The following is a 16,602-nucleotide window of genomic DNA, read 5'->3' as shown; positions in this document are numbered from 1 at the left end:
AGGAGAACCTGATCCGCTTTGACAATAAAAAAGCCCGCATAAGCGGGCTTCTTCATTCACACTCCATTACTTTACTAGTCAGCGCTAATCTTCCGCTATGAGATTGTCATCCCCGAATGCCCTTATCGGGGATCCAGATTTCACGTCGTTTAGGAGCTGGATTCCCGATAAGAATCGCTTCGGGAATGACAGTTTTGGAAGCTGGCGGAAGATTGGTACTAATCAGGTTACTTTTTCCCGCCGTTAACCCGTTCGTAAAGCTCTATCTGCTCGGCGGTACTGAGCTTCCTGCCGCGTGATTTCATCCCCCTGCACATCCTGCAGCGGTCATCCGAGCACCACTGGCAGAAGTTGCAGTCCGGGCACGGACATTTCTTTCCTTCTTCCTCATTTCCCATCTCAGATCACCGCGCCTCTTCTTGGTCCGGTTCCGGGTAATTCCTGGAGTCAGGGGCGTCGTCGAAGCTAGAAAGCGATGTTTCTCTTGGGAGCGCTCCCCTCGACGATCCGGGCGAACGATTTCCCCTGGTCGGCGTTGATCAGGAGATAGCGGGGGAGCTTCATCACGGAATCCCTGGTGGAGGCATGGTGGGCCTCGATGGTGAAAGTCGCCTTGTAACCTGCCTCTGCTGCCTTCTTCAGGAGATAGTCGTCATAGATGCCGAACGGCCAGGCCAGCATGTCGACAGTTCCGCCGAGCTGCGACTCGAGCCTGTCCTTGGACTTCTTCAGCTGCACATTCACGAATTTCTCGAACTCGGCCGGCTGCATCTTCTTCTTGTCCTTCTTGAAGTTCGGGTGCCAGAAGGTGTGCGACTGGATGTCGAAGCCGTTCTTCTTCAGCACTTTCAGCTGTTCCCAGGTCATGGCGTACTTCGCGTTGGAGATTGCGGAGGGGTAGACGAAGACGGTGACCGGGACGTTGTACTTCTTGGCCAGGGGGAGCATGTCGCTGTACACGGACTTGTGGGCGTCGTCTTCCACGATGACCACGGACTTGGGCGCCGGCGCCGGTCCCTTCTTCTGGTAGTAATCGACCAGCTGACGCAGCGGGATCACGTGGTAGCCGTTGGCCTTGAGGTACTTCAGGTGCTCCTCGAAGACCGAAGTCTTGATGGTCATGCCGTCGACCACGGCCGGACCGAAACGGTGGTAGAGCAGGATAGGCACGTTCAGGCCCTGGGTGACCGCGGGCGGGTTCCCCTTCATTTCGGGCGTGGCGGCCTGTATGTTGAACGAAGTCATCAGCAGCGCGGCAATCAGCAGGAGCACGATTCGGGATTTCATCTTTGGTTGGACCTCCGGTCTACACGTTGTTAACCCTCGCAAGGGCAAGTAACCACCTACCATAGCAGAAAGCGGCGCAATGTGGAACGATGAATTCAAAGGGAAAACGAGGTTCGGCAATGCCCGCCGTTTCCGGTAAAATGTATCCGTTGCCATCTCTTGTAGCCATCTCGGGAGGCCATATGGATTCCTACCTCGTAACATGCCAGTCATGCGGCGCCTCCAACCGCATCCCCGCCGACAAGGAGGGGGTCCCGGGGAAATGCGGCAAGTGCCAGGCGGGACTGCCGGCGGTCTACACGCAGCCCCGGCAGCTGGACGAAGCCACCTTTGACGACTTCATCGCCCGCTACCGGGGGGCGGTCCTGGCTGAATTCTGGGCCCCCTGGTGACCGCACTGCACCTCATTCGCACCGGCGGTGCGAACAGCGGCCGAGCAACTGGCAGGGCGTGCAGCGGTCGTCCAGGTCAATACCGAAGAGAACCCGCACCTGGCATCGCGGTTCGGGGTGACCGGCATCCCGGTCGTCTATCTGCTGCGAAACGGCAAGGTCGTCGACAAGGCTGCCGGCGCCCAATCGGCGGATTCCCTGGTCAGCTGGTTCCGGCGCAACGAGGGGCGCTGAGGGTTGACATGCCTTCCGTACTGGCTACACTGGGAGTTCGTGACATTACTAATGAATGCGCTGGAGGACCATCATGGCGAACCCGGAGACCATATTCACCCGTGACATTCTCGGCCGTTACGTCTGCAACACCTTCTCTGAGGCGGTTAACAGCGGTACCTTCGACGTCATTGTGATTGGCGGGGGGACTTTCGGTCTCGCCCTGGCCCAGGACCTGGCCTTCCGGGCCAGAAACAGCGGGCCGGTCCCGCAGAATTACCGCGTCCTGGTACTGGAGGCGGGTCCCTTCACCTTCCTTGAACACGTGCAGGACATCCCGAATCTGGCTATCAAGCAACCAGGTCCAGTCCAGGCCGACCAGGCATCGTTTCAGGATGTACCGCCCGGAACCCGCCCGCTGAACATATACAACGGTCTTCCCGCCACCCGCCAGGAACTCATCGCATCCCAGATCGACAAGGTGCCGATCCTCGAGACCTGGGGGCTGCCGTTCAACTCCTCCATCCGCTTCGGCGGGCTCGCCTACTGCATCGGTGGCCGCTCCCTCTTTTTCGGCGGCTGGTCCCCCCGCTACCTCGATACCGAGATGGAGACCGCCCCCGCCGATCCGATAAAGTCCCAGTTCCCCTGGCCGAGCCCGGTGGTGGCGGATCTGAAGGCACGCTTTTTCCTGGAGGCGGCAAAGCAGACCGGGGTCAGCACCTCCAACGATTACATCAACGGAAAACTCCACGACTTCTACCGGAAGCAGCTATTCCAGATCTACAACAGCATCCCCAACAACATCCCGCTATCGGAACTCCCCGATTACGTGGCGGAGGCCCCTGACGACATGAGCCGGGGACTCCAGGACCTCGTCAATGCTCCCCCGTACCCGGGCTTCGTGGACAGTCTGAAACTCGACGCTCCCCTCGCAGTGCAGATCCTCTCGCGTCCCGGCTTCTTCCCGTTCAACAAGTTCTCCAGTACCCCCTTGGGGATCGCCGAGGTGCGCCGGGCGGCGACGGATTTTCCCGGGGACGACACCAGGAAAAGGATCATGATCGTCCCGGACTGTCACGTGAAGAGCCTGAGGACCCGCGGCTACCAGGTCGCCACCGGGGCGCTCGTGCTGGAAGTCGACGGCATCGACACCTCCCAAGGCTTCATCGACCTGACGCCTGCCGTGCAGCAAAACCCCCAGCGCAGGCCGATGGTGGTGCTGGCAGCCGGCGCCGTGGAGAGCGCACGGTTGGCCCTTCTGACCTCGGGGGTCAGCGGCGCGCCGAACGCAGCCCACGTCGGCGAGAACCTGATGGTGCACATGAGGAAAAATGCCCAGTTCAAGGTTTCAGTTCCGGCTGGACTCAATCTTACCGACCTGGAACTGACCGCCTTGCTGGTCAGGTGCCGGAGCACCATCAACGGCGCCCCAGCGCACTTTCACTTCCAGATCACCGCCTCGGCGAACCCCGCCGGTTCCGGGGCCGGGAACTCCGACGCACTCCTCTTCCAGAGCGTCCCGGACCTGGACAACGTGCGCCATTTCGCCGAGACGGCTCCGGGCGAGGTCGACATCTCGATCCGCGCCGTGGGCGAGATGCTCCCCAATCCGGGTAATGCGGTGACCGTGCCTACCCAGGGAGCCCAACTGGACCCCGACGAGTTCCAGATCCCGCGCGCCCAGGTTTCCATCACCCCCCGCACAGCAGGCGGCAACGACGTGGAAAACCAGATGATGGCCTTGATGGACCAGGGGATCGACTTCCTGGCCCAGAACCTTTTCGGGGCAGGACCGCAGGCCGCCCTGAACAGGCCGGACGGACTCGGAACCACCTTCCACGAATCAGGGACCTTGCGCATGGGGGACGACCCGCTCGCTTCCGTGGTCAACCCCGACGGCCAGTTCCACTTCGTCACCAACCTCTACGCCGGCGACGCCTCCGTGCTCCCCACCTGCGGGTCGGCGAATCCGGTCATGAACGGCATCGCCATCAGGAGGAGGCTCGCCAGGAGGCTGGTTCCGGAGGGCGACGGTAACGGCACCCTCACCGCGACCAGGAGATTCGCGGTAATCCCGATGCCGTCCACGCCGCCTGCGCCAGGGACGGTCATGACCCTCTTTGACGGCAAGACCCTCGCCAACTGGCGCATGGCCGGCCGCGGTACCTTCCACGTGATAGACGGTGCGCTGCAGAGCGTCCCTTCCTTCGAGCTCGGGCTTTTGTGGTGCACCCAGCCGATGCCGCAGAATTACCGGCTGGAGCTGGAGTTCTGGCCCGCCGCCTTCAACACCAACAGCGGCATCTTCATCCGCTTCCGCAATCCCGACTCCACCGGCTACCACAACCCCGCCTGGTCCGCTGTGGACACCGGCTTCGAGGTGCAGATCGACAACACGGGAGCAGGACAGCCGGCGCCGGGATTGGCGGTCCATAAAACCGGCGCCGTTTACTCGGTGAGCTACCCCGGCAACCCCAGCCCGGTGCCAGGTTTTCCACCCGCTACACCGGGAGATTTCGTCTCGCCCCAGGACGCCGTGCCCCAGTCGTGGAACCAGTACCGGATCGAGGTGGTGAACGAGGTCGTCAGCGTGAGGCTGAACGGAGTCGACACCGCGCGCTTCACCATCCCCGATCCGAACGTGGTGCAGTTCCCGCCGCCGTGCGATCCCAAGAGGGGGCGCTTCTCCGCCACGGAGCCGACCTTCGTGGGGCTGCAGTCATACGCAAACTACAGCTACACCGCCGCCTTCAGGAACATCAGGGTTACCGTTTTGTAGGGGGATGGGAGAAATTGTGAATAGTCGCGGGAAAGGGTCGCGGCTCCCCAGTTATCTGGGGAGCCGCGATTTTTGTTCGGAGCGTCTCACCGCCGGCTGCCAACTCATGCCTGTCGCCAGCCGTCTTTGACGCGGTAGCGCTGCCGGTCGGGGTTACTCCCGCCTGCGGTCATCGGACTTGCTCCCAGTGAGGCTAACGCTGGCCCCCATGGTGGAAGCCGTCAGGGTGACGATTCTCGGGATGCCGCTGGAGTCGAGCAGGTAGCTGTCGACTTCCGTAGAGGTATCGGCGGCTTCGGTCCCGGTCAGGACTGAAGAGAGCTCCAGGATGGAACATCCCTGCACGGCAGGCTTGAGCGCCCAGGTCACGGTCACGGTTGAGGTATCGCTTCCCTCGAAGCTCCCCAGGGTGCCTGAATCGCCAACCCTTGGAAGAGAGGGGAGGGCGCTCTGTGCGAGGGGGAAATAGGTGACCCCTGAACTGAAGACGATCTGGTATATCCCGCCGTCGGTGACCTGGAAATACTTGGTGCTGATGCTGATGGTCGGCACCCCCCCCGGCGATTGCAGCGTCACCACCTCCCGGGACCTGGTGAGATTCTCCCCTTTGAAGAGCCTCGGTCCGTCCGCCAGCATCGAGTAGGAACCGCACCACCGCTGCCCCACGAGATCTGTCCCCTCCATTGCCGGAAACCTGAATCCATCCCCGGCCGAGAGTCCGAGATAGACACTTTTGAAGGCCTCCATGCTGACAGTGGTCCCCTCCGGCGTCAACGTTGCCTGGGTTTCGCTTCCCCCTTCGGCACAATCCGCGGTCCGGGTACGGGCATCGATTATTCGCGTCGATTGATTTTCCTTCCGGTCGTCTTCTTCCCCCATGGCGTTTCTCCTTTGCACACCTTGAATGATCAAGGTGCTTTGATGAAAGCTCGGGTTAAGGGAAGAGCAGCTTAGGTGGTTTCATGTAGATAAGAGTACCCTGCCGGAGGGAAATGCCAAGGGTCGGGGAAGACGAGGCAGCGGCACAAACATAAAAAAGGGCCAAGTCATCGACTTGGCCCTTTGCCATACTGTTTGGTGGGCGATACTGGGTTCGAACCAGTGACCCCTGCCGTGTGAAGGCAGTGCTCTCCCGCTGAGCTAATCGCCCGTGTTCTGATTAGATATCAGATGGGCTCACTCATGTCAAGTCATCTTTGCTATCTGTCACTCCCCTCTTTGCTCACATAACCCTAAACATTGTTTTAGCTCCCCTGATTCGCCTTGACATGCTCCTTTTGCTGTTGATATATTGCTGCAGTTTACGGGAGATGTAGATTGTCTGCTGTCACAGCGCTCCTCTCTATGACAGAGAGTGCGAGCTGCATGTCTGCACTCTGACATCCCTATACTGAGTAAAGGATTGCTTTCATGAAACTGGAACAGGGTCTCATTCAGGTGTATACCGGCAACGGCAAAGGGAAGACCACCGCCTCCCTGGGGCTCGCGCTGCGGGCGGCCGGGCGGGAGTTGATGGTCTGCATGATCCAGTTCATGAAGGGCGGCGGTCCTTACGGCGAGCAGATGGCGGCACAAAAGCTCGCTCCCTATCTCACCATCGTCCAGACCGGACGGCCCGGGTGGGTGAACAAGGAGAACCCGCAAGAGGCCGACAAGGACCTGGCGGCGGAGGCCCTGGACCTGGCACGGAAGACGCTGACCGGCGGCGAGTACGACCTGGTGATTCTGGACGAGATCAACGGGGCGGTCTCGATGGGGCTTCTGAGTGTCGATTCCGTTCTGGAGCTCATGCGGGATAAGCCGCAGCATGTCGAGCTGGTCCTTACGGGGCGCAACGCGGACGAGAGGGTCATCGAAGGAGCCGACCTGGTTACGGAGATGCGTGAGGTAAAACACTACTACAAGGCGAGGGTCAAGGCCCGGGTCGGCATCGAGATGTAAGAGCGTGAAGGGTGAAGGGTGAAACCGTCGCTGGCGCCACAAGATTTGTATAGACGAAGCGAAAATATATTTTAGTGAACTCTAGGAGGTGTGCCATGGCTGAAAGGAAATTGCGTGTGCTGGTAGGGAAGCCGGGGTTGGACGGCCATGACAGGGGAGCCAAGATCATCGCTCGCGCCTTTCGCGACGCCGGCTTCGAGGTTATCTATACGGGTCTGCACCAGACTCCTGAGCAGATCGTCTCCGCTGCCATCCAGGAGGACGTGGACCTGATCGCCCTCTCCATCCTGTCGGGTGCTCATAACACGCTTCTCCCCGCGGTCGGCGAGATACTCAAGGAGAAGAAGGCCGAGGACATCGTCCTCATGGCCGGTGGCGTCATTCCCGAGGTCGACATCCCCGGTCTCAAGCAGGCAGGCGTGCGCGAGGTGTTCACCCCCGGTACCTCGACCGAGACCATCGTGGCCTGGGTGCGCGAGAACGTAACCCCGAGGGGATAATACCTGTTGAGAATCTAGTTCCAGGTTCTATGTCGGTCCGCGTCAGCTGCTTCCTTCCTGTCGCTGCCGCTTCCGTTGGTCGGGCCAAAGTGCAGGGGGCCAACATGGAACCGCCTTTTGGGAGATAGCATGACACTTGCTGAACGTGTGCTTGATGGCGACGTGCGCGCCGCTGCACGACTCATGCGGGATATCGATGACCGCTTCCGGAGCGCGATCGAGGAGTTGAAGGTGCTCTACCCGCACACCGGCAACGCCTACATCCTGGGCCTGACCGGGCCGCCCGGCGCCGGTAAGTCGACCCTCGTGGACCAGATCGTGGCGGGCTTCAGGAATAAGGATCTCCTGGTCGGTGTGGTAGCGATCGACCCTACCAGCCCCTTCTCGGGCGGCGCCATCCTCGGTGACAGGATCCGCATGAACCGCCATGCCGACGATGCCGGCGTCTTCATCCGCAGCCTCGCCACGCGCGGCGCACTGGGCGGGCTTTCGCGTTCCACCACGGATGTGGTCAACGTCATGGACGCCATGGGGATGGACGTCATCATCATCGAGACGGTGGGGGTCGGCCAGGACGAGGTCGATATAGTCAGCACCGCCCATACCACGGCCGTCGTCATGGTTCCGGGGCTGGGCGATGACATCCAGGCCATCAAGGCCGGTATCCTCGAGATCGGCGACGTCTTCGTCGTCAACAAGGCCGACCGCGAGGGCGCCGACCGCACCACCCGTGAGCTTGCCGCCATGCTGGAGATGCGGCATCCCGAGCCTGGGGCGTGGGCGCCGCAGGTTCTGAAGACCGAGGCGGCCAGGGGCGTCGGCATCGACGAGCTCATCGATGAGTTCGACGCGCACCGGGAGTACCTCAAGGTGTCGGGGGCGTTGCAGCGCCTGACCGAGGAGCGAAATGCCAAGCTCTTCGCCGACACCCTGCGCGACGAGCTGTTCCAGGCTGTTTTCGGGGCCATAAAGGAAAACGGCAAATACCAGCAGATCCTCGAGGGCCTGCGCAACCGCACCACCGATCCCTACACGGCGGTCGAAGAGGTCATGGCGGTGAGCGCTTTTTCTTGACCCGGGACTCTCGATAGTGTTAATTAGTTGACAATGGGGCGTAAGCCCCATTAGTCGTTCGAGGTTGGAGAGTCCCAGAATGTTACGTAAGTTGCTGTGCCTGCTGGTCCCCGTCGTTCTTTTCGCCATCGTTGTCTACAACCCCCTGGCCACCTCCGATCCCGGCGCTAATCCTCAGGATCCCGCGCACGAAGACCTTTGCCGCTACGATTATCCCAGTCTTGCCAACATCAAGTGGCACCCCCACTTCGTCAAGCCTGAGGAGACCCTGGAGTCGCTCTACGGCAAGGACTGGCCGTACATCGCCCGCTTCAACAGGATAGACCGGCGCCACGTCTATCCCGGCATGACCATCAGGGTCCCGGACGACATGGCCGTCTGCAGGAGCTACTGCCCCCTTCCAAAGGAGTACGCTCCCGCTGAGAAGCATGAGAAGTACATCCTGATCGACCTGACCGAGCAGTGGATGGGTGCCTATGAGTACGGCGAACTGGTTTTCTCCGCTCCGGCGGCGACCGGTGCGGCGGGACATGACACCCCGGTGGGCGTGTACCAGATAGACGCCAGGGACCAGACCCACTCTTCCTCGTTGTACAAGACCGAGGACCAGACCGACCAGTATCCGATGGACAACGCCATGCGCTTCCACGTCGGTGCCGACAATGTCTCCTACTGGATCCATGCCAGGGACCTCCCCGGAAAGCCGGCGTCGCACGGATGCGTCGGGCTATACGACGAGGGGATGCAGAACCGGGTCTACGGCGTGCCGACGGATCCGGTGCTGCTCGATTCGGAGAAGTTCTACAACTGGGCGGTCGGTGAGGAGGAGTACGAGGACGATCCGGGCGACCTGGAGTTGATCGAGGATGCCCCGATGGTCGAGGTCCGGGGGCAGATTCCGGTGTATAGGAGATAGGTGAATGGTGAATGGTGAATGGTGAATGGTGAATGGTGAATGGTGGGCCGCTAAAATTTGGCGGTATCTTGTAGCCCCTAGCCCCTAGCCCCTAGTCCCTAGTCCCTAGCTGTTGAGCCCCTCGTCCCTGAAGTTGCCACCTATCTTATTACGTCTACTATTAAGGAACGTTGCGCCAAACCAAACCTGTTGTAACAGCGGGAGTCGCAGTGCAGCAGTTTCTCAGGGAATACCTGCAGGTTCATGGCTACTGGGTTCTCTTCCTCGGGACCTTCCTCGAGGGGGAGACCATCCTGATATTCGCCGGCTTCCTCGCCTGCGAAGGCTATTTCAGCATCTACGGCGTAATCCTCTCTGCGTTCCTCGGTTCCTTTCTCGGTGATCAGGCCTACTTTCATCTCGGACGGTGGAAGGGGGCTTTCCTGCTGAAGCTCTTCACCTCCTTCGCCAAAAAGTTCCGCAAGGCCCTGCGCCTTATCGAGCGCTACGGCTCGTTCGTCGCCTTCGTCTCCCGCTACACCTACGGTTTCAGGATCATCCTTCCCATCATCCTGGGCATGACCAACCTCTCGTCGCAGCGCTTCGTCATTCTCAACCTTGCCAGTGCCCTCTCCTGGGCCGTTATTTTCTCCCTCGCCGGGTTCCTGTTCGGCAAAGGCGCATCGCTGTTCATCGATGACCTGCAGCGTTACGAGCCGTACCTGCTGCTGATCCTTGCCATGCTGACCGGCTGCGTCTGGTTAAGCCACTTCGCCGCCCACTGGTGGCGCAGGAGGCACGCCAGGAGGAGACTGAAGCGGATGAGGATGTGGAAGGAGAGCAGAAGCCTCACCACGGAGGACACCGAGGAGTCTCAGGGGACACAGAGGAACAACCCTTAAAATTGAACGCAATAGCGTAGACCACATTTCCTCCGTGTCCCCTGTGGTTAGCTTTTGATTTAAAACTTTAGAAGTATTGCAAAACCCCGCCCCGATATGGTCTAATGCGGCTGCCGCATCACCCGCTGTTTCCTCAGGTATCCACGGGAACTCCACGGTATGCCTCCGTACATAAATTCTCCATCTTACTCAGTAGCGTCGGGTTCCACGATCCGGTTGAATGTGTCAATCCGAAGTGATCCGACGTCGATCCCGCGCTAAAAAAAGGTCTCCATGGATTTAAAAGAAAGAATCTCCGTCGTCCTCGTCGGCACCCAGAGCCCCGGCAACATCGGCATGGTCTGCCGGGCCATGAAGAATATGGGGCTTTGCGATCTGCGCCTGGTCAACCCTTGCCAGGTCGATCACCTCGACGCCATCAAATTCGCCGTCTCCGCCCGCGATCTCCTGGACCGCGCCAGGATCTTCACCTCGCTGGAAGATGCCATTGCAGACTGCGAGTTCTCGGTTGCAACCACCCGGCGCCACGGCAAGTACCGAAACGAAATCTGGTCTCCTGGCGAGGTCGTGGAAAGGTTCTCCAACTGTGCCCCGACCAGCCGGCTGGCCATGGTCTTCGGCAGGGAGGACAGCGGGCTCACCACGGAAGAGGTCGCCCTTTGCCGCTGGCAGTCCACCATTACCACTGCGGATGAGTTCGGCTCGCTCAACCTGTCCCAGGCCGTCTTGATCTTCTGTTACGAGTTCCTGAAAGGGGCTATCCCCGTGCCCGAGAAACCGGCCCGGGAAGTGGCCGGATCTGCTTCGCTCGAGCCCTTCTACTCCCAGATGGAGAAGGTCTTCCTCAAGATCGGCTACCTCAACCCCCAAAACCCTGATCACATGATGCGCACCATGCGCCGCATCTTTTCCCGGGCCGAACTCGACGAGCGTGAGGTCGCGTCGCTTCGCGGACTCCTCTCACAGATCGACTGGGCCTGCGCCGAGTTCAAAGGGAAGAAGGGGGCATGACCCTCACACACTACATAGGGTTCTTCGCCGGGGTCCTCACCAGCGGAGCCGCTGTGCCTCAGGTGCTGCAGACCTACCGGACCAAGCACGCCCGCGACCTTTCCATGGCGCAGCTGGTCCTGCTGAACCTGGGCATGCTCCTCTGGCTGGTCTACGGCCTCTCCATAGGCGATTTCCCCCTCATCGCCGCCAACACCTTTTCCATCTGCTGCTATTCCTCCTTGATCTTTATGAAGGTCCACTACGACAAGCGGGAAGCCACCGTCTGCACGGATGGCAGCGAGTGACTTCGAGCAGCGGAGATATCTCGGTATTTCCAGCTGTTAGGCGACGACGGTGATCCGGATCCCCGCTACGCCGATTCTAATGTTAAAAAAATTTATAAATTCAAATTAAATATGTTAAAGTAATCCCCGCTCCGTCCGAAACAAAGATGGGTGGGATGAGGGATTGTTAACGGGGTGGCCTCGTGAAGGTGCTCATTACTAATGATGACGGTGTTCATGCAGTCGGGATCGCCGCACTGATCAAGAAGGTATCCGAGATTGCCCAGGTAGTAGTGGTGGCTCCGGACAGGGAGCAGAGTGCGGTCTCGCATGCCCTGACCCTGCACCATCCGCTGCGCGCTGCCCGCATTGCCGAGAACGTCTTCTCCGTGGAGGGGACGCCCACCGACTGCGTCAACCTCGGCATCCACAGCCTGCTCTCCTTTCGGCCCGACCTTGTCATCTCCGGAGTAAACCGCGGCGCCAACCTGTGCGACGACGTGACCTATTCGGGGACGGTGGCCGCAGCCCTGGAGGCGACTTTGATGGGAATCCCGGCCATCGCCGTTTCCCTGGCTACCAGCGGGCCTGGGGAGAACTACGACGCCGCGGCCCGCTGCGCCGCCAGGCTGGCGAGCATGGTCTTCGAAAAGGGGCTTCCGGCCGACACCTTTCTCAACGTGAATGTCCCCGATCTTCCCGAGGACCGCCTCCTCCCGCCCCTCATCACCTGCCAGGGGAAACGGAGCTACGAGGGAACCATCGTCGACAACGTCGATCCGCGCGGCAGGAGCTATTACTGGATCGGTACTTCCGACCAGAGTTACCGGGATATTCCCGGCAGCGACTACCACGCCGTCTCACGCGGCCACATTTCCATTTCGCCTTTGCACATCGACCTCACCAACTACGCCTCCATCGAGACACTGAAGGGGTGGGAAGTGCGCTGAAGCTGGACTTTTAGGGTGCCATTTGCTATATTTCCCCGCTGGCTAACGGGGGGGAGATGGATTTATCGGTTGCACGCAAGAGGATGGTGACAGAGCTGATCAGGCGCGGGATTACGGACCAGCGGGTTATCGGCGCCATGCAGAACATACCCAGACACATCTTCGTCGAAGAGGCGATGGCGGCTCAGGCTTACAGCGACAGCTCGCTTCCGATCGGCGAGAAGCAGACCATCTCACAGCCGTACACCGTGGCGAAGATGACGCAGATGCTGGAGCTGACCGGGCGGGAGAAGGTGCTGGAGCTCGGGACCGGCTCGGGCTACCAGGCCGCGGTTCTGGCCACCCTGGCCAACCGGGTCTACACGGTGGAGAGGATCCGCCCGCTGGCGCTGAAGGCCAGGAAGGCGCTGGACAGCCTCCGCCTGCTGAACGTCAACCTGAGGATCGGAGACGGCACCGACGGCTGGCCCGAGGAGGCACCCTTCGACGCCATCCTGGTAACCGCGGGAGCCCCACAGGTTCCGCAATGCCTCATCGACCAGCTGGCGCCGGGAGGGAGACTGGTGATCCCGGTGGGAGACAGGGTGGACCAGCAGATGGTGCTGATCAGGAGGAAGGAAGACGGGACGGTGGAGAGACAGGATTCGGAAGGGTGCCGTTTCGTCAAGCTGATTGGAAAAAACGGATGGAGCGAGGAGCACTGAAGGAGCAACTGAAGCGACTGCATTGACGTTCCAAACCAAGTTTGCCCATAGGAGTTTCGCATGGAAAGTGAAGAGCTTCTAGAGGTGAAGGAACCCCTCTTTATGGATGTCGAGCAGGACCCGGATGCACTTGAGCTGGAAGACGAAGTGGAAGAGGTGGATGAGCCGGCCGAGGTCGAGGAGGAAGAGATCAAGGCGGCCGTGGTCGAGCATTTCGACGACGCCATAAAGCTCTATCTGCGGGAAATACAGAAGACAAAACTCCTGACCGCCGACGAGGAAAAAGAGCTGGCGGCGAGGATAGATCTCGGGGACAAGGCGGCCCGGGACCGGATGATCGTATCGAACCTCCGCCTGGTGGTGAAGATAGCCAAGCGCTACATAAACCGCGGGCTCCCCTTTCTCGACCTGATCGAGGAAGGCAACATGGGGCTGATCAAGGCGGTCGAGCGCTTCAAGCTCTCCAAGGAGTGCCGCTTCTCCACCTATGCTACCTGGTGGATCAGGCAGTCCATCGAGCGCGCCCTGGTCAACCAGTCGCGCACCATCAGGCTGCCGGTGCACGTCTCAGACGACATCAACAAGATGCTTCGGGTGACGCGCGAGCTGGTGCAGAAGATGAACCGGGAGCCGACCATCAAGGAAGTCGCCGACACCCTCGACGTCAACGTGACCTACGTGCGGCGGCTGATGGTGCTTTTGAAGAAGACCTATTCGATCGAGCGGCCGATGGGGGAGAACAACGACTACTTCCTGATCGACACCATCGAGGACACCTCGACCATTTCTCCGGCCGTGCTCCTCGAGGATCTTAACAAGTACGAGCTGGTTTCGAAGTGGTTCGAGACCCTCTCCGACGGCGAGAAGAAGATCCTGACCCTGCGCTTCGGCCTGGACGACAAGGACCCGCAGACCCTGGACACCATCGGCAGGAGCTTCGGGGTGACCCGCGAGCGGATCAGGCAGATCGAGGCCAAGTCGCTGGAGAAGCTGAGAAAGATAGTGGAAGCTACCGATGTTATGGGCAAAGCTGTAAATACGGCAAAATAAGGAGCGGGCGGAAGCATGGAAAAACTGAAGGAGATCATCAGGGACGTACCCGACTTTCCGAAGAAGGGGATACTTTTCAAGGACATCACCACCCTCTTGGGCGACGCCAAGTCCTTCCAGCGCATGGTGGACCTGCTGGCGCACCGCTACGTAGGCGAGAAGATCGACAAGGTGGTGGGTGTCGAGGCGCGCGGGTTTATCATCGGCGCAGCCCTAGCATACAAGCTCGGCGCAGGCATCGTGCTGGTGAGAAAGCCGGGGAAGCTCCCTGCAGAGACCTTCAAGAAGACCTATGCCCTCGAGTACGGCACCGACACCCTGGAGATTCACACCGACGCCATCAAGAAGGGCGAGCGCGTCGTGGTCGCCGACGACCTGTTGGCGACCGGCGGGACCATGGCCGCCGTGGTAGACATGATGACAGAGCTGGGAGCCGATCTCGTGGAGTGCTGCTTCATGGCCGAGCTGGAATTTCTGGAAGGGAGCAAGAAGCTTCCCGAAGGTAAGGTCTTCTCGTTGTTGAAGTTTTAGTTCCTAATTTGCAGACTGGATTGTGTCAGCTTCAATAAATTCTTGCCAAGGCAAGGGTGTTGAGGTATAAAGGCTGTCTGACTTGTCCCCGTAGCTCAGCAGGATAGAGCACTTCCCTCCTAAGGAAGGGGTCGGACGTTCGAATCGTCTCGGGGACGCCATAAAATATTAAGGGCCACGGCTTACGCTGTGGCCCTTTTTTAATGGCTCCGGTTGCATTGGCTGGAATGCCATCTAACATTGCAGTCATTATGGAAAGTAATGGGAATAATGGGGCAGAGGGGGAGTAATAAGCGACTACCAGACTCTCCACTCCTACCGAAAGTCAGTCGTAATCTACGAAATAACCTACCGCTTCTGCAAACGCTTCCTCGCCCGCGGCGACCGCACAATCGACCAAATGATACAGGCTGCCCGCTCCGGAAAGCAGAACATCGTGGAAGGAAGCAAGGCAGCCGTCACCTCAAAGGAAACGGAAATCAAGCTGACCAACGTGGCCCGGGCCAGCCTCGAAGAGTTGCTGGAAGATTACCGGGACTACCTGCGCGTGCGCGACCTCCGCATCTGGGACAAGGATAGCCGCGAGGCCCAGTACGTCCGCACTCTCGGAAAAAGAGACCAGTTGTCTTTTGAACTCTTTCGGGACTTCACGGAAAACCGCCCCGCCGAGATTGTGGCCAACATCGCCGTCTGCCTCATTCATCAGGCGAACTACCTGCTGGATCAGCAACTGAAAGGACTGGAAGCGGCGTTCTTGAAGCATGGCGGCCTGCGCGAACGCATGACCTGCGCCCGCCTGCAGGCACGTGAACAACAACGGAAGGGCCCGGGGGGAGATGGCAGGGAGTGAGAAAGGTCCCGTAATCGTGGGACTCTATTCTGTGGGATCGGTGTCGAAAAACCCGCCAGTTGTTGTCGCAGATAAAGTCGCATGTTTTATTCTAGACCACTATGCGGAATTGGGCGCCGTCGCCCACGTTGCGTGCGCTCAAAGAGCCCCCCATATTCTTCTCGATGATCGCTTTTGACATGTAAAGGCCAACACCCGTCCCCTTGTCAGGCCCTTTGGTGCTGAAGTAGGGGTCGAATATCTTGTCGATGATTTCTTCGGGAATCCCGCCGGCGTTGTCGGTGATGGTGACGGCGCACCTGTCGCCTTCCATGGATATCTCTATCGTGATTGACGGACTCGCCACATTTTTTGTCACAAAGGCATCCCTGGCGTTGATCATGATGTTGAGAAGCACCTGGGAGAATTCGTTGGGGTAACCTTTCACGACAGGATCACAGTCTGCGATGATTGCGGTCCGTATCTGTTGCTGTCTCAAACAGCCTTCAAGAAGGGATATGGTTTTTTCGATTATCTCAAGTATCCTGAAATCCACCTTTTCCTTGTCTGGCCTGAAAAAATACCTGAAGTCATCGATGGTCTGGGACATGTGTTGTATCGTTTCCAGGGTTTTTTTGACATTGGCCTCGAGGAATTCCTCGCTGAACGCCCCCATCTTATAGGTCATCGACAGTTCCTGGGCGAGCATCCCCAGTATATTCAGCGGCTGTCGCCACTGGTGGGCGATGTTGCCGATCATCTCCCCCAAGGCGGCCTGGCGCCCCTGCTGCATCAGCACCTCGTCCTTTTTGCGCAGTTCCTCCATGGTCTGCAGACGCTCGGCCGTCTCTCGGGTGAGCGCCGCGGTTCGCTCCCTCACCCGTTGCTCCAGCTCGCGGTTCAGGTTTGAGAGCGACTTCTGGGCGCTCAAAAGCTTCCGGTTCTTTTCGGCGGCAAGCTCGTAGGTGGCAAGGAGCAGATCGATGGTCTTGGCACGAGTGGCGTGGATCCGATAGTTCTTTTCGTGATACCGGATGGCTACCCCCCCGCCAGCTTCCACCTCCTGGCAGGCCCCTTTTCCCTCAAGGACGGCGCTTATCCGGGAGAGGAGCAGCTCGTTGCTGTAGGGCTTGGAGACGAAGTAGTCAGCGCCGGCCTCGAGGCTTCGCAGCACGTCTGCCGGGTCGATCAGGTGGGTGAGCAGGATGATCGGCGTCCCCTTTGCTTCCTCGATCCCTCTCACCCGTCGGCATAGCTCGAAGCCGTCCATCTCCG

Annotated in this window: 18 protein-coding genes and 2 tRNA genes; 15 read left to right on the top strand and 5 right to left on the bottom strand. The window is 59.6% G+C overall.

Annotated features, from left to right (window positions below; translation table 11 throughout):
- Positions 1–227: 227 nt before the first annotated feature.
- Positions 228–398, bottom strand: coding sequence for a hypothetical protein (locus AC11W3_RS11455; RefSeq protein ID WP_484091987.1), 171 nt, complete (start codon positions 396–398; stop codon positions 228–230).
- A 67-nt stretch (positions 399–465) separates the two neighbouring features.
- Positions 466–1,287, bottom strand: coding sequence for a polysaccharide deacetylase family protein (locus AC11W3_RS11450; RefSeq protein ID WP_484091988.1), 822 nt, complete (start codon positions 1,285–1,287; stop codon positions 466–468).
- A gap of 182 nt (positions 1,288–1,469) precedes the next feature.
- Between AC11W3_RS11450 and AC11W3_RS11445 the strand changes: the two genes are divergently transcribed.
- Positions 1,470–1,913 carry a thioredoxin family protein gene (locus AC11W3_RS11445; RefSeq protein WP_484093041.1) on the top strand — a complete coding sequence of 148 codons (444 nt, stop codon included), beginning with the start codon at positions 1,470–1,472 and terminating at the stop codon, positions 1,911–1,913.
- 73 nt (positions 1,914–1,986) lie between these two features.
- Positions 1,987–4,674, top strand: coding sequence for a 3-keto-alpha-glucoside-1,2-lyase-like domain-containing protein (locus AC11W3_RS11440; protein ID WP_484091990.1), 2,688 nt, complete (start codon positions 1,987–1,989; stop codon positions 4,672–4,674).
- Positions 4,675–4,827: 153 nt separating this feature from the next.
- Here the strand turns inward: AC11W3_RS11440 and AC11W3_RS11435 are convergent, their stop codons facing one another.
- Positions 4,828–5,553: a hypothetical protein gene (locus AC11W3_RS11435; protein WP_484091991.1), complete on the bottom strand. Its 726-nt coding sequence runs from the start codon at positions 5,551–5,553 to the stop codon at positions 4,828–4,830.
- 196 nt (positions 5,554–5,749) lie between these two features.
- Positions 5,750–5,824 (bottom strand) — tRNA-Val (locus AC11W3_RS11430).
- 260 nt (positions 5,825–6,084) lie between these two features.
- Here AC11W3_RS11430 and cobO point away from each other — a divergent pair.
- The 13 genes from cobO to AC11W3_RS11365 all read left to right on the top strand — a co-directional run bounded on the left by cobO (position 6,085) and on the right by AC11W3_RS11365 (position 15,348).
- Positions 6,085–6,615 (top strand): cob(I)yrinic acid a,c-diamide adenosyltransferase, encoded by a 531-nt coding sequence (gene cobO, locus AC11W3_RS11425; RefSeq protein WP_484091992.1) that lies wholly within the window; start codon positions 6,085–6,087, stop codon positions 6,613–6,615.
- A 95-nt stretch (positions 6,616–6,710) separates the two neighbouring features.
- On the top strand, positions 6,711–7,115 hold the full coding sequence (locus tag AC11W3_RS11420) for a cobalamin B12-binding domain-containing protein (protein WP_484091993.1): 405 nt from the start codon (positions 6,711–6,713) through the stop codon (positions 7,113–7,115).
- Between the two features lie 129 nt (positions 7,116–7,244).
- Positions 7,245–8,189, top strand: a complete 945-nt coding sequence (meaB, locus tag AC11W3_RS11415; protein WP_484091994.1) for a methylmalonyl Co-A mutase-associated GTPase MeaB — start codon at positions 7,245–7,247, stop codon at positions 8,187–8,189.
- Between the two features lie 79 nt (positions 8,190–8,268).
- Positions 8,269–9,105 carry a L,D-transpeptidase family protein gene (locus AC11W3_RS11410; protein ID WP_484091995.1) on the top strand — a complete coding sequence of 279 codons (837 nt, stop codon included), beginning with the start codon at positions 8,269–8,271 and terminating at the stop codon, positions 9,103–9,105.
- A 209-nt stretch (positions 9,106–9,314) separates the two neighbouring features.
- Positions 9,315–9,986, top strand: coding sequence for a DedA family protein (locus AC11W3_RS11405; RefSeq protein ID WP_484091996.1), 672 nt, complete (start codon positions 9,315–9,317; stop codon positions 9,984–9,986).
- Positions 9,987–10,259: 273 nt separating this feature from the next.
- The gene (locus AC11W3_RS11400) at positions 10,260–10,997 is read left to right on the top strand and encodes an RNA methyltransferase (protein ID WP_484093040.1); all 738 of its coding nucleotides are present in this window, start codon (positions 10,260–10,262) and stop codon (positions 10,995–10,997) included.
- Entirely contained in the window at positions 10,994–11,284 is a 291-nt protein-coding gene (locus tag AC11W3_RS11395; protein WP_484093039.1) for a SemiSWEET family sugar transporter, read from the top strand. The genes AC11W3_RS11400 and AC11W3_RS11395 overlap by 4 nt, the downstream gene beginning before the upstream one ends.
- Before the next feature lie 182 nt (positions 11,285–11,466).
- Entirely contained in the window at positions 11,467–12,213 is a 747-nt protein-coding gene (gene surE, locus AC11W3_RS11390; RefSeq protein ID WP_484091999.1) for a 5'/3'-nucleotidase SurE, read from the top strand.
- A 56-nt stretch (positions 12,214–12,269) separates the two neighbouring features.
- Positions 12,270–12,917, top strand: a complete 648-nt coding sequence (locus AC11W3_RS11385; RefSeq protein WP_484093038.1) for a protein-L-isoaspartate(D-aspartate) O-methyltransferase — start codon at positions 12,270–12,272, stop codon at positions 12,915–12,917.
- 60 nt (positions 12,918–12,977) lie between these two features.
- On the top strand, positions 12,978–13,967 hold the full coding sequence (locus tag AC11W3_RS11380; protein ID WP_484092001.1) for a sigma-70 family RNA polymerase sigma factor: 990 nt from the start codon (positions 12,978–12,980) through the stop codon (positions 13,965–13,967).
- A 15-nt stretch (positions 13,968–13,982) separates the two neighbouring features.
- Entirely contained in the window at positions 13,983–14,498 is a 516-nt protein-coding gene (locus AC11W3_RS11375) for an adenine phosphoribosyltransferase (protein WP_484092002.1), read from the top strand.
- An 84-nt stretch (positions 14,499–14,582) separates the two neighbouring features.
- A tRNA-Arg gene (locus AC11W3_RS11370) sits at positions 14,583–14,659 on the top strand.
- Between the two features lie 128 nt (positions 14,660–14,787).
- The gene (locus tag AC11W3_RS11365; protein ID WP_484093042.1) at positions 14,788–15,348 is read left to right on the top strand and encodes a four helix bundle suffix domain-containing protein; all 561 of its coding nucleotides are present in this window, start codon (positions 14,788–14,790) and stop codon (positions 15,346–15,348) included.
- A 91-nt stretch (positions 15,349–15,439) separates the two neighbouring features.
- Here the strand turns inward: AC11W3_RS11365 and AC11W3_RS11360 are convergent.
- A partial coding sequence (locus AC11W3_RS11360) for a sensor histidine kinase (RefSeq protein WP_484093037.1) occupies positions 15,440–16,602 on the bottom strand: 1,163 nt, incomplete at its 5' end.

The sequence above is a fragment of the Geomonas sp. genome (assembly GCF_056994735.1).
The sequence above is the reverse complement of the archived record's forward strand: the minus strand, read 5'-3'. Positions and strand labels throughout refer to the sequence as shown.